General features: G+C 28.9%; 9 protein-coding genes and 1 pseudogene. 5 read left to right on the top strand and 5 right to left on the bottom strand.

Annotation, left to right across the window (positions count from 1 at the left end):
• Window positions 1-389: 389 nt before the first annotated feature.
• The 3 genes from LGK95_RS20400 to LGK95_RS20390 all read left to right on the top strand — a co-directional run bounded on the left by LGK95_RS20400 (window position 390) and on the right by LGK95_RS20390 (window position 4,613).
• A complete protein-coding gene (locus LGK95_RS20400) occupies window positions 390-1,511 on the top strand; it encodes a zinc dependent phospholipase C family protein (protein WP_226126744.1) in 1,122 nt (373 codons plus the stop codon).
• A gap of 402 nt (window positions 1,512-1,913) precedes the next feature.
• Window positions 1,914-2,048 (top strand): Spo0E family sporulation regulatory protein-aspartic acid phosphatase, encoded by a 135-nt coding sequence (locus LGK95_RS20395; protein WP_226126743.1) that lies wholly within the window; start codon window positions 1,914-1,916, stop codon window positions 2,046-2,048.
• Between the two features lie 1,005 nt (window positions 2,049-3,053).
• Window positions 3,054-4,613 (top strand): putative polysaccharide biosynthesis protein, encoded by a 1,560-nt coding sequence (locus tag LGK95_RS20390; RefSeq protein ID WP_226126742.1) that lies wholly within the window; start codon window positions 3,054-3,056, stop codon window positions 4,611-4,613.
• 76 nt (window positions 4,614-4,689) lie between these two features.
• Here LGK95_RS20390 and LGK95_RS20385 read toward each other — a convergent pair whose 3' ends face one another.
• Together LGK95_RS20385 and LGK95_RS22925 are read right to left on the bottom strand one after the other, a co-directional pair.
• Entirely contained in the window at window positions 4,690-5,211 is a 522-nt protein-coding gene (locus tag LGK95_RS20385; RefSeq protein WP_226126741.1) for a hypothetical protein, read from the bottom strand.
• A gap of 1,160 nt (window positions 5,212-6,371) precedes the next feature.
• Window positions 6,372-6,428: pseudogene (locus LGK95_RS22925) on the bottom strand (hypothetical protein); the annotation flags it as partial.
• 271 nt (window positions 6,429-6,699) lie between these two features.
• On the opposite strand from LGK95_RS22925, the gene LGK95_RS20380 reads away from it, so the two are divergent.
• Window positions 6,700-8,991 carry an HD domain-containing phosphohydrolase gene (locus tag LGK95_RS20380; protein WP_226126740.1) on the top strand — a complete coding sequence of 764 codons (2,292 nt, stop codon included), beginning with the start codon at window positions 6,700-6,702 and terminating at the stop codon, window positions 8,989-8,991.
• A gap of 357 nt (window positions 8,992-9,348) precedes the next feature.
• Here the strand turns inward: LGK95_RS20380 and LGK95_RS20375 are convergent, their stop codons facing one another.
• The 3 genes from LGK95_RS20375 to LGK95_RS20365 all read right to left on the bottom strand — a co-directional run bounded on the left by LGK95_RS20375 (window position 9,349) and on the right by LGK95_RS20365 (window position 13,017).
• Window positions 9,349-9,876 (bottom strand): LytS/YhcK type 5TM receptor domain-containing protein, encoded by a 528-nt coding sequence (locus tag LGK95_RS20375; RefSeq protein ID WP_226126739.1) that lies wholly within the window; start codon window positions 9,874-9,876, stop codon window positions 9,349-9,351.
• A gap of 275 nt (window positions 9,877-10,151) precedes the next feature.
• The gene (locus tag LGK95_RS20370; RefSeq protein ID WP_226126738.1) at window positions 10,152-12,461 is read right to left on the bottom strand and encodes an EAL domain-containing protein; all 2,310 of its coding nucleotides are present in this window, start codon (window positions 12,459-12,461) and stop codon (window positions 10,152-10,154) included.
• A 409-nt stretch (window positions 12,462-12,870) separates the two neighbouring features.
• A complete protein-coding gene (locus LGK95_RS20365; RefSeq protein WP_226126737.1) occupies window positions 12,871-13,017 on the bottom strand; it encodes an SHOCT domain-containing protein in 147 nt (48 codons plus the stop codon).
• 1,234 nt (window positions 13,018-14,251) lie between these two features.
• Between LGK95_RS20365 and LGK95_RS22920 the strand changes: the two genes are divergently transcribed.
• On the top strand, window positions 14,252-14,367 hold a 116-nt coding region (locus LGK95_RS22920), incomplete at its 3' end, for an IS3 family transposase (protein ID WP_226126745.1).

Raw genomic sequence — 14,367 nt, 5'->3', positions numbered from 1 at the left:
GAATCTATATGGCGGTTTATTGCTCCAATTGCTTGATGTTATAAATTTCCGAAAAACATTTTCTAGTCATTCCAAACTTTTTTCGTTCGGTTCTTATTTGGAATTGAATTTTGAGATAGTTAATAGCATTTTTGTTTTTAAGTATAGAAAAATAATAACAGTGTAGTCAATGAATATAAGACAAAGTAATATCTTATAGAAGTAATAAAGATATATTTTTCATAAAAACCCTACTGTACGATTTTCTTTAAGTTCATCATAAACAATTGTAACAATTACTCAGGAAATAAGATAAACTGGACAGGTTATGTCTATAATGGGAAGTTGAAGAGTGAACACTTGATTTATGTCACGTTATAAACACTTAATCTTAAAATGAGGTGATTTAAATGGCAACTTGGATTTCACATCTAAGAATAGCAGAAAAAATATTAAAAAAAGGATATAATTTTGAGCCAACACCTTTCCTAATAGGAAATATTGGACCTGACTCTGGCGTACCTAATGAAAATTGGAGTAGTTTTAGTCCGCCAAAAACAATTACACATTGGGTTGGACAAGACAATAAGATTAATGCTCAAAGTTTTTGGAACAAATATTTAAATAATAAAGGAATAGGAGAAAGTAATGAGTTATTCTCCTTTAAAATAGGATATTTTGTGCATTTATTGACTGATATTGAATGGTCGAAACTGCTTGAAAAGAAGAAGAATGAAGTTTTATATAAAGAAGGATTAGAAAAGGATCAAAATTTTATTTGGACTATAAAAAAAGATTGGTATGGGCTTGATTATAAATATTTAGAGAAGCATCCTCACTGTATATTTAATACACTATTTAAAAATATTAATAAAGTACCAGATTACCTGGATTATTTTCCACACGCCGCCTTTGAAAAACAAGTAAAATACATTAATGAATTTTATTTTGGAGAAAATAATAAAACTAAAGAAAACTTTATTTATTTAAGAGAGGATGAAATGGACAACTTTATTTATAGTGCAACAGAAATAATAGACAATTTACTTATCGAATTATCAATGAAGAAAACGTCCGAAAAACAAGAAGTTAAAAGAGCTGAAGAACAGAAAAGACAAGATCAACTTAGAAGTCATTACAGTATGAAGAGAAAAGCCACAGACAAGGCTACAGTCGAAAAACAAGAAGTTAAAAGAGCTGAAGAACAGAAAAGACAAGATCAACTTAGAAATCATTACAGTATGGAGAAAATAGCTATAGACAAGGCCACAGCCGAAAAACAAGAAGTTGAAAGAGTTGCAGAACAGAAAAGACAAGATCAACTTAGAAGTCATTACAGTATGGAGAAAATAGCCACAGACAAGGCCTCAGCCGAAAAACAAGAAGTTAAAAGAGCTGAAGAACAGAAAAGACAAGATCAACTTAGAAGTCATTACAGTATGGAGAAAATAGCCACAGACAAGGCCACAGCCGAAAAACAAGAAGTTGAAAGAGTTGCAGAACAGAAAAGACAAGATGATTGTCTAAGATAAACCTGAAAATGTATTATCATACTTGCATTCTCTTAAGGAATATTCGTTGTATAAATACTGTTAACCTCCCATTATTCTTATAACTACAAGTTGGAATTATTAATAATAGTTAAAAGCTCTGAGTGGAATTTTGCACCTCTTGTAAAAATAAAGGAATACTTTACCTCTTCCAATTTCAGTAAAATGATGTATAATATATACAATGTTTGTATTTACCTGCCAAAGCATAATTGGGAATATTGAGAAAAGATATGAGCTTAAATATGAACTCAATACTTGTAAGTGGATATTATTTAAAATTTAGGACTTGGGGAAATACAAGGTTTTAGTTGCTCATTTAGAATTCGATTAAAAGCATTATATGTTGTAAATGGATTTATTATTATTATTATTATTGAAATTGTGAGTGACCAAATAGAATTACTTAGAAATAAATTAGAAAATTCTGATAGCCTTATTGATAGTGAAGTCATTTATTTAAGTCAGAAATTGGACAAGCTTATTATTCAATATTATTCATGTAAAGTTGAAATATAAATAATAGACACTTCAAAATATAAATGTATAGAGCTACAAATGGGTTGAAATTGATAAAAATTAAAAATTAAAAATAAAAAATACTGCACTAAGTGAAAATCTCGTGCAGTATTTTTCTAATTAGCTCGTTATTTTTAATAATAAAGGATGGAGATATCTTAATTATAGGCTACTTTGCAAATATTATTCACTTAATTTAGTAAATAAAGGATCTCATTGAAGCAGAGAGCGAATGTTTTACATAGGATAATACAATTGCACCTTTAAAATTAAAGTGCCGTAAACTAAGTATGAGAGGGAAACATGAAATAATTACTCTATTACTGCTAAAATAGGAACATATTTAAATAAATTCATGATTACTAAATTGTGAAGTATAACTATTAGTCAGAATTATTACGGTGGCAATGCCACCCATTTGCCACCGTTACATAAAATATTATGAGATACAATTAGTTAAGTTTAGACCCATAAAATTATTATCTACCTGATAGATGCTTTCCAATCAATGCTTTCAGGATAGTATATAATATATATAGATAAGCTAAAATACTAGATATATACAAACCCCTCACATTGAAACTATCGTAGATATAGTCAAGGTAAACCAATAGGTTCAAGGGTTTAGATGTTTAAAACTTAATCAGATTATGAATTTTTCCGACAGTTACTCAAGCTCGTCGGAAAGTATCAGTACATGAATTCTTAAACGAATAAGCAATAAGTAATTGGAAATATATTATAAAATTAAAATCAGTTAAAGAATACTTAAGAACCATCTGAGCTCCAGATGGTTCTTTCTTTTGGTTCAATATAATCTTTTATTATGTTGAAAGGTTTCATTGTAACGATTATGCTATAGATCTCTTCTTTAGACAATATACTTTCCCCATTAATATATACTTTTTTGTAATATAAGTAATAATAACTTCCTAAATCAAATAACTATAATTAGAGATTGTAATTATTACATATACCGAACCAAACGATTAAAAGGAGTGTATTATGAAGAAAGATTCATTAATAAAAGGGACCCTTATACTTGGACTAGCAGGATTATTTGATAAATTTTTAGGGCTATTTTTTAGAATACCAATACAGGCACTTATAAAGGATGAGGGGATGGGATACTATCAGATGTCTTATCCCCTTTATATGCTTTTTGTAGCAATAGCGTCAGGCGTAATGATAGCTATGTCGAAACTTATTGCTGAAATGAATGCTAAAAATGATAGGGAGGGGGTTCATCAGGTTTTAAGACAAACACTTTTTGTTATGCTTATATTAGGCGCAGCATTTACTATATTTATGTTAATGTTTGCAAGACCCATTATAATTATATTAAAATGGAATCCTAAAGCATATTACTCTTTTTTGGCTATTTTTATAGCTCCAATCTTTGTTTCTATTATGTGTACCTTTAGGGGCTTCTTTCAAGGACTTCAGAATGTTAAGCCAACTGCTATATCACAATTAATAGAACAGGTGGGAAGAGTTGTGGCTGGAGTTTTGTTTGCATATTTATTATTTCCAAAGGGCATTGAGTATGCTGCAGGAGGAGCAGCTCTTGGAACACTTGTTGGTGCTATGATGGGAAGTATATATTTAGTTTCAACTTATTTTAAGGTAAGAAAAGAGCAACCAGTAAGAAAAAAATTTAAGCATAAAAATATTTTAGGAGACTTAGGTAAAGCAGCATTTCCAATATCTATGGTTGCCGCAGTAGGGACTATTATGTCTTTAATAGATTCTATTTTAGTGCCACAACAGCTTCTAAAGGCAGGATTTTCACAATTGCAATCAGTAGTAATGTATGGCCAATTGACTGGAAAGGTGTCCACCTTGATGACTGTACCTTTAGCACTTTCAATGGCATTGTGCACATCTCTAGTACCAATAATTGCAGAAGCATTTTATTTAGGCAAACGCATGGAACTCATTAAAAGGGTAGGTATGGCTGTAAAATTATCTAATGTTATTGCATTTCCATCTGCTTTAGGCATGTTTTTTATGGCTTATCCTATAATGAATTTAGTCTTTATGAAAGACGCATCAGGGTACCAAATTCTTAAATATATATCAATTTGTATACCTTTTATTATATTAACACAAACAAGCACTGCCATTCTTCAGAGTATAGGTAATTATATGAAGCCCGTATATAATATGGCATTAGGTTGCACAGTAAAAGTTGTTATAACTTATGTATTGGTTTCGTTTTCATCTGTAAATATATATGGGGCAGTTATTGGAACTATTTTAGGATATATCACAAGTTGCTTATTAAATATGCACGAACTAAAGAAAAGTTTAAATATACAATTTAACATTGTTGATGCATTTATAAAACCAGCAATTGCAGCTAATATAATGATAGTTGCAGTTAAATTTAGCAATGCTATTGTTTATAATTATACAATGAGTAGAGGATTGTCTTGCTTAATATCCATAATGATAGGTGTTGCAGTTTATTTAATATTTGTTTTGCTTCTTAGAATATTTGAATATCAAGAAATTAAAAAGAAAATTTTTATGCAATATAAAAAACATAGGAGTAGAAGCTAATATATTCCGTGAGGATATAAGTTACTCTATAAGATGAAATAATAAAAAGCCATGAACTACCATGACTTTTTATGAATTAAAATAAGTTTAATAATTTATCTAATTCTTTTTCAATATTTAGTAGAGATTTAACTCTATGTGAAGTATTTTCAATTTCTTTATCTAAAAAAAATATTGTTTCATCAATTGTTAATTTAGTATTATTTGATTTATCTATCTCATTTTGTAAAATTTCGTTAAACGAAACAAGCTTTTTAAGTTCATTTATAGCAATATTATATTGAATATAAATAGCTTGTTTTTTTGCAATGTCATAATTTTCAGGGTTCTTATTCATAGCTTCTATTTTTATAGAAAGATCATATGCCTTTGTTTTATTAGATAATCTAATTATATCAATTTTATTTTCTAAAACTTTTAATTGTTCATATTTTTGTCGGATTTTTATTGGTACGTCTTTATTTTCTTTCATTGTTAATTTTTCTTCTTCTAATTTTTTATTTGGATTATTAACCTTACTTGATACAGCAAAAACATTGACAGAAAGAGTTAATAGCATAAATAAAGTTAACAGTAATGATAATAATTTATTTTTCATAATATACCTCCTGTTAATTTGATTTGACGCTTAGCTTTAATAAATTGGAATAAGGTGAAATCGAAATTTGTAATACCAATGATCTTTATGATTTTACTTTATTGCTTTGTCTAGTTATATTTTAAGCATTTTACTTCGTTTTATCCTAAATATATTATTGAGCTATATTTTTTTAATTGGAAATTTCTTTAGTAATTAGCACTTTTAAATAATTGTAACTCAATATATTTTTTTATTGTTAATATAAGATGGATACATTAATAACATAAATTGCCACATAGAAAGCTTGAGTAATCCGTTGTGGTAACTTTACATTTTATTAAATGTCAAGAAATACTACAAACTCTAAGCCCAAGCTCATGAGCCACTGCGCTTAATATACCTGGTGGAACTTCGCCACTGTTGTCCAAGGTTAGTACATGCAAACAAAACAATAGAGTATAAACTAAATTAAGCGGTGGCAGATTTATTGTTTGTCACCGCTCTCTATATATCAATGAATAAAAATAGTTATAATTTAATATAAAAAACCTGTTAAACACAGAATAATGAATACTTACTAGATATATTTAAATATGATAAAATTCATAAAGATACTAAAAAAATCAAATACAGAACTCAGCTTACGGATTTGATTTGATAACCTTTATAAAGAGGATGTTACACTGAGTTTCCACGAGCCTAAGATGAGAGATTTCGATAACTTCAAATTATTAGTAAATAAAATGCTAACATTTTGCTAACAAGATGAGAGAGAATACATATTAGTCATTGTTAATGTAAATTAAGTTAAAAGCCTGTAGTCATTGATAATACAAAGGTATTATAGTATGTAAGTTAACATTTGTTAAGTGTTGTTAAATGATAAAACTAATTACGAACCAGTTGGCGCATTTGATATTATTTGAAATTTTATTATTGGGTACTATAGATAAAGAATAGTACTCGATTTTAATGAAAGATACTACAAGATAATGAGTTGCAAATGTTGATATACAAGGAGTTAGTAAGAAATACTAAAAGATAAAACAAGCTATCTACCTGAATCTTAATCAGGACGCCAAGAACTTTAGATTTTATGTAGCAATAATATAATTAGTACGGGAATGAGTACGGGAACAGTACGGAGTGCTTAAGAAATAACAAGTAATAAATTAGATTTAGGCACCAGTTGGACAGGCGTCCGCACACTTAAAACACTTAAGGCACAAGCCTTTTTCAGTTACATCCCTTTAGGAAGGTAAATACCGTATAATGAATATTTTTTCAAAGTGACACGGATGCGTCCACAGCTTCATATTGTAATTTAATACATAGAGCATTTAATACTTTAAAATAACTACTATTTACATGATGTAACCCAAAATATGTACAAGGTATTATATTATGCTCCAATAGAGTGAGTTAAAAGATAAAAAAAATAAGATTTATATCTAATGATTTGGATCACCTATAATCTTAGAAAAATAAAATGGAGGGCAATTCAATATGAATGAAAATTTTTACAAGCACTTAATTGAAAACTCACCAACGGGATATGCATATCATAAAATAATATGCGATAAAGACGGTATTCCTTGTGATTTTGAATATATTGAAGTTAATGGCGCCTTTGAAAAGCTTACAGGGTTAAAGGGTTCAGATATAGTAGGTAGAAGAACCACCAAAGTCTTACCAAATTTGAAAGAAAGTGAATTAAAGTTAATCCATATTTATGGAGATATTGCAGTTAATGGTGGGGAAAAAGAATTGGAGCAGTTTTCAGAAGCGTTGAAGTGTTGGTATAAGGTAAGTATATATTCTCCTGAAAAATATTATTTTACAACGCTTTTTACTGATATAACTAAACAAATGACTCAACTACCAGAAATGGAAAGACTACTACAAATCTCTGAAGAGTTTTTACAGATGAATGATCAAGAACTTAATTATCAAAAAATTACAGATGATTTTTTAAAGATAAGTAGAGCTAAATATGCTGCGTTTAATTTATATAATAAAGGCGGAAAAAGTTTTACTACCGTTGCTATATCTGCAGATAATGTAATACTTAAAAAAGCTTCAAATATCATGGGATCCAAAATTGTGGGGAGGCAATGGGAATATGACCCAGTACGTACTGAAAAAATAAAATCAGGAACAATTACACGCTTTCATTCTTTAAGGGAATTAGTAGGAAACGTTATGCCAACAACGTTAGTTGCTCTACTTGAGAAAATTTTTAATATAGGAGAAGTTATATTAATAAAAATTAGAAAAAGCAATATTATGATTGGTGACTTTACTTTATTTATGAATAAAGGTGAAACTTTCAATAAAGACACCTTATGTGAAATATATGCCAGACAACTGGGGCTACTTATAATACGCAAATGGGCACAAGACGAGTTAGTGATTGAAAAAAAGCTGATAGATGCAATATTTAACAGTGTACCTGGATTGATCTATCTCTATGATAATCAAGGCAAACTAGTGAGATGGAATAAAAAGCATGAGGAAATAATTGGTTATTCCCCAGAAGAATTATCTCAAATGACTTATTTTGATTGGTTTAAGGGAGATGAAGAAAGTTGCAAGGTTTTTATGGAGGGTATGACTAGGGCAAGAGAATATGGGTTTGCTGATGCTGAAGCGAAGCTGCAGAAAAAGGATGGCACAATAGTTCCTATGTATTTTACCGGTAGTGCTTTATATTTGGATGGTAAACAATATTTTGTAGGTTTAGGGCTTGATATAACTGAGCGTAAAAAAAAGGAAGAAGAAATTTATTATTTAAGCTATCATGATCAACTAACAGGTTTATATAATCGTAGATTCTACGAAGAAGAGTTAAAAAGACTTGATACAGAAAGAAATCTTCCAGTGAGCATTGTTATGGGTGATGTAAACGGGTTAAAACTTATTAATGATTCATTTGGACATGTTATGGGTGACGATTTACTTAAGAAAGTAGCGGAAGTTATAACTCGAGGATGTCGCGATGATGATATTATAGCAAGATTAGGCGGAGATGAATTTGTTATTATTTTACCTAAAACCGATGCTTTGGTAGCGGAACAAATCATTAAACGTATATCTGATTTATCACTAAGCGAAAAATTAGGCTCCCTTGATATTTCTATTTCATTTGGGTATGGAACTAAGAATGATAAAAAAGAAAGTATAGAGGATATATTAAAAAATGCTGAAGATCATATGTACAAGAAAAAACTCTTAGAGGGCCAAACTATGAGGACGAAAATAATTAAGGACATATTAAATACATTTCATGATAAAAATAAATGGGAGGAACAGCATTCTCATAGGGTATCAGAATTATGCAAAAGCATGGGAGAGGCACTAGAACTACCTGAAAATGACATTAAGGAGCTTGTGTCTGCTGGATTAATTCATGATATAGGAAAAACAGCTATAGATGAAAATATACTTAATAAACCTGGTAAACTTACAGGCGATGAATGGAAGGAAATCAAACGTCATCCAGAAATAGGCTATAGGATGCTTAATACGGCAAATGATATGTCTGACATGGCGATCTACGTATTGTATCACCATGAAAGATGGGATGGTACTGGGTATCCCAAAGGCTTAAAAGGGGATGAGATACCCATCAAGTCAAGAATTATAGCTATAACGGGTGCCTATGATACTATGACTAGTGAGAGTATTTATCGAAGTGCACTACCAAAGGAAGTTGGAATAGAGGAATTACAAAAATATGCAGGCATTCAATTTGATCCTGAATTGGTAAGTGTATTTATTGAGAAGGTATTGAATTAAATTAATAATTTTATGATTAGATTTTACTGACTTTTAATATTTTTTGTAAGTGAGAATATTAAGTTGAAATTATGTAAGTAATGTATCAATTCACTGTAAGAAGATAAAAATAAGATACTACTAAAGAAAGGAGTACAGATGAATATTGAAGATTATATTGGGTTAGGAGTTATAGCTTGGTTGTTTATATGGGTAGTGATTTTTACCGGAATTGCAATTAAAAACTAAATAAGTAATAGAGGTAAAATATAATTTCACTTATTACTCTCCAAGTAATCCTGAGAAAAGCCCTATAATTGTTATTGCTTGAGCAATTGGAGCTTTTAATCCTGTACTTACAACTGGATCAAAGAATGTTCAAAAATATCTTAAGCAATATGAGTGGGTTCTTAGCAAAAGTAATTCCCGTTCTTGACTACATATAATGCACTCAGATTTATTAATGCTACTAAACAAGTCTAAAGTTATACTTGAAAAAGTTAAGTTATATAACGTTGCATATATCCATTTTAAAGTAGTTCTTATATTTAACCGTGCTATTAATCCACAGCCAACAACAATAACTGCAATGATAGAAGACATATTAATACCGAAATAAACTATTCTAAACAATCCAATCATTAATCCGCATATTATAACAGATATTGTTCCACCATATATAGCTGAGAGGGCTATAATAACATTTCTAAAATCAAGTATAGTATTTCCAGCAACATTTACACTGAATATCATTATAATTATTCCTAATAGTCCTGTTACAACCCCAGTCATGATTTTAATTCTAATAGATGATGAACTTCCTATCTCATATTTTTTTATTAATTGACTTATTATGCTTATAAAACTAATCCCAATTGCCATATTTATAAATAAATCTCTCAGCAAAAGTACCCCACCACCCTATTATATAAATTTACAAATGCCTTGAATCAGTTTCACAATATAATTATACTTTAATAATATCATTATATAACTAATAAAATTTAGGGGTATTTTATTATATGGTAAGACTGTATCTAATAGTGCAGTGTATGTTAGAAATCATACAACATAATAAGATGTTATCTTGAATGCTTGGGGGGGAGCATCAAACTGATCTTCTTGAAAATAATCACACAAAGTATTAAAATATACTTATATAAATAAGAAACCAATTATATTTACTTGATAAAAGTATGTTGAAAATCAGATGCAGGCATTGGTTTTCCAATTAAATATCCTTGAATATAATCACACCTAAGTTCCTTTAATGTAGCAAATTCTTTTTCTGTTTCAATTCCCTCTGCAATAACTTTAATATTTAAATTAGTAGCAACTGCTAGTATAGATTTAATTATAACTAGGTTTTTAGAGTTGTTATCTAAATTTATTATAAGTGATCTATCTATTTTGATTGTATTAATAGGAAGTTTGCTTAAATAACTAAGGGAAGAATATCCTGTACCAAAATCATCCATTGAAATTTTAACCCCCTGTAATTTTAACTCTAAAAGTACTTTTATTATTAAATCAATGTCCTCCATGGCCTCATCCTCAGTAATTTCAAGACTTAAATACCTCGGATCTAGTGACTGCCCATGTAAAATATTCATTACTAATTGGACAAAATTCAATTGAATTAGTTGTTTATAGGATGTATTTACGGATATACTAAAATCCTTTGCACCGAGCTTCTGCCATTTTTTACACTGTGAGCAAGCATTATATAGCATCCAATTATCGATTTCTACCATTCTACCCATCTTCTTTGCAATTGAAATAAATTCTATAGGCTGAATAATTCTTTCCTCTCGTTTCCATCTTATAAGAGATTCAGCACTTAAGACTTTCATTGACTTCAAATCTATTATAGGTTGATAGTACGTTATAAATTCCTTTTTATTCAAAGCATTCTTTAAGTTTTTTTCCGTTTCTAACTTATGAATATTGTTATCATTCATGATGTTGTTATAAAGAGTGCATCCATAGCCCCCGCTATTTTTAATTTCATACATAGCTAAATCTGCATTTCTTATTAAAGTATCTACATCAGTTCCATGTTCAGGGAATAAACTGATGCCTACACTGGCGCCAATATATAAAAGATTATTATTATAAATGAAGGCATCACTTAGTACTTTCACAAGGGTTTTTCCGATTTCTGTTGCACTTGATGAAGACTTTAAATCTCTGATAATTACAATGAATTCATCCCCTCCGATTCTACTGACTATATCTGCGGATCTTATATTACTTTTCAATCTCTCTGCTACTTTTGTAAGAACTACATCTCCTGTTTCATGACCAAAACTGTCATTTATAGCTTTAAATTTATCTAAAGCTATGAATAAAAAAGCTAAATTTTCCTTTGTATTTTCTAGTAAATCACTAATGTTTTTTAGCAATTTTTTTCTATTAGTAAGACCTGTAAGAGTGTCATAATTTACAAGTACAGAAACATCATGTAATAGAGTAATAATTCCTAAAATATCTTTATATTCATCATATATAACTGTTGCTGATAGTTCACAGACAAGTGCTTCTTTATTTTCCCTGTATAAATCAACTTCAATACTAATAGTATTTCCTGCTTGTATTATAGTATTAATATTAAAATCTCTAAAATTTATTATTGAATCAAGTGAATTTTCCTTTAATTCCTTATAATTATAGCCCGTTACATTTAGCACAGCTCCATTACAATTTTTTACAAGAAAATCCTCCCCTAATATGAAAATCGGTTCATTTACAGCTTCAAAAAGATATTCTGATACAAGTTCATAAGAAATTGACATCATTTTATGTTTATTAATTGCGTACCACATTCCACCCATTGCTATAAGGTTTGTTATAATCGCTAACGGGAAAATCATTATACCACTTTTAGGTAAAATCATATCTATTGTTACTGCTAAACAGAAGCTTATTGAACTGGTCATTAAAATAATTTTATTCTGTTTTTTAATTCTATTTTTTTTAGAGTTTTTCCCCCATGAAAATATAATTTTAAGGCCCGCAATGGAGGTAACTAAACAATACATTATAAAAGCAGTGCCCATAATTGAGGTAGGAACGTATGATACCCAACCATAAAATTTTTTAATTAATACTTTAGAAGGTTGATACATTAAATTACTCACAAAAAATATTATTGAAGAAATATATAATGAAAACTTTATTTTATTAAAGTCATTTTTTAGTTTTTCATTATTAAGAGAAAATGTGAAGAATATCCATATTGCACTAAAAGAACACCACCCTAATGAAGAAACCAATCTCCATAAATTTGCAACTTTTATATTTGGAGAAATCAGCATAAATGCATACCCTATTGCCCAAAAGCTAGTGCAGATACATAAAGCAAAAAATACTACGTTGACTTTAGACTTTTTATCTTTCTTATAACTATAGATACCTAAAAATAAGTAAAAGATAAAACATATACATAATATTGTAAACAGTATAGTTTGAATATTACCTTCTAGTAGCAATACTTATTCCCCCTCATCTTAAAACTTTTATAATTATTATATGTTTTACATTCAAAATAGTTTACATTTTATTAGGTGAGTTGTTAGTATATAAGATCGATGAGCTTCCCAAATATAGCACATCATATTTATTATATTTTATGGTATAACAATTAATTAATGCACTGTTATTAACTCTAAAACAGATTTTGAAAAACTTGGAAGTTTATAGTGTAAATACAATGGATAAAATCAATATTTTAAAGAGAGGGTATTTTAAGATATGATGGTATAATTTATTTATAAGTTACGTCGAAATATATTTGAAGTACGACTTAAAAACACCGTAAATTCAGTTATGAATAATACGGTGTTTTAATGGATTATTCGGTTTTAGTAATTGTGACGTTTTAATATAAAAAGTCTAATTTTAACCTAGAAGCTTTCTCTTTTTTGCATCATACTCTTCTTGAGTAATGGACCCCATATCTAATAACTCTTTCAACTTTTTAATTTCATCAAGTGAACTCAATGATTCACTTTGCCCAATATTATTTGGAGTCCTTAGTTCAGTCATCTTATTAACGCCATTTGAAAATATATTTTTAAACTATTATTAATAGTAATATTTTTAATGTATATGTATCTGAATCATTGATTTACCTATGATTATATTTTGATTTTCAATAAATGGCACAGATGCTTCTATTAACCTATAGATGACAGAGAATTGGTACTTTAAAATACATTTAAAGGAGCGGTGGCAAAGCGGTGGCAAATTTATCGTTTGCCACCGCTCTATAAAATATAAATAAATAGAACTAAATATAATTTAATATAGAAAACCTATTAGATACAGTAAAATCAACATTAAATAGATATATTAAAATATAATATAATTCATAGAAATAATGATAAAATCAAATACAGGACTCGGCTTACAGACTTACTCACACCATGGATAAGACTATGTTTAACGCATAGTCTTAAAATGCATTTAAATGAGTTGTCAAAATAAACAAAAGGAGTAAATTTATTTTTGCCCCTTTTTTTGCCCCTTATAGTTTAAATTAAGTAGGTATTACCTAAACTTAGTTAAAAAGTAAAATGGCTATTTATAAGGAATTGACAGCTTTTTAAACTTACTAGAAATCATTTCTTTCGAATCTGTAGGTCGGGGGTTTGCACTGGGTTCGTTTTTAGTACAAATTCTATTATTGGGTACTATTTGGGTATTACAAATACAAAATAGTACCCAATTTTAAGAAAGTACATAGTAAAAAAAGGTATTAAAGTTAGGACCTGGGTAACTGCAAAAATGAAAGAGTTTAGAAGATGAATGATTAAGAAAGTTAATTGATTAAAAGATACATAAAATTCAATGATGTGGTGGAAATTCCGACCATTTTCCACCGGTACATAAAATATAATTAAATAATTTTAGTGCTTAAAAATTATTATATACCTCATATATGGTATTATATCAATGCTCACAGAGTATTATAAAATATATACAGATAAGATAAAATACAAAGTATAGACACACCCCTCACATAGAAACTATCGTAGACATAGTGAAGCTATAACAGGGTTTAACGGGGTTTAACAAGTGAATATTTAACTCGAATTGTCTATTTGCCACCGTAAACTATTTCATGGTGGCAATTATATTAGCTTTTAGTTTTAGGAGTTCCAAACTCAAATACATCTTTGCCAACTATAAAGATATGATAATGTAACTATATATTTAGGATTAGTTACGTAGAACCATATCATAAGTAAATGCGAAATTTACTAAAATTGGATAGCTGATGAGTGAGAATTTCTTCGGAATTTTAAAGTGTGAATGCATATACAGAAAAAAACCAACGACATTTGATGAAGCCCGCCAATTTATTGATGACTATATATATTTTTATAATTATGA

This window comes from Clostridium algoriphilum, from assembly GCF_020443705.1.
GTDB classification, from domain to species: Bacteria; Bacillota; Clostridia; order Clostridiales; family Clostridiaceae; genus Clostridium_AD; species Clostridium_AD algoriphilum.
This window is presented reverse-complemented; position numbering and strand designations above follow the sequence as displayed.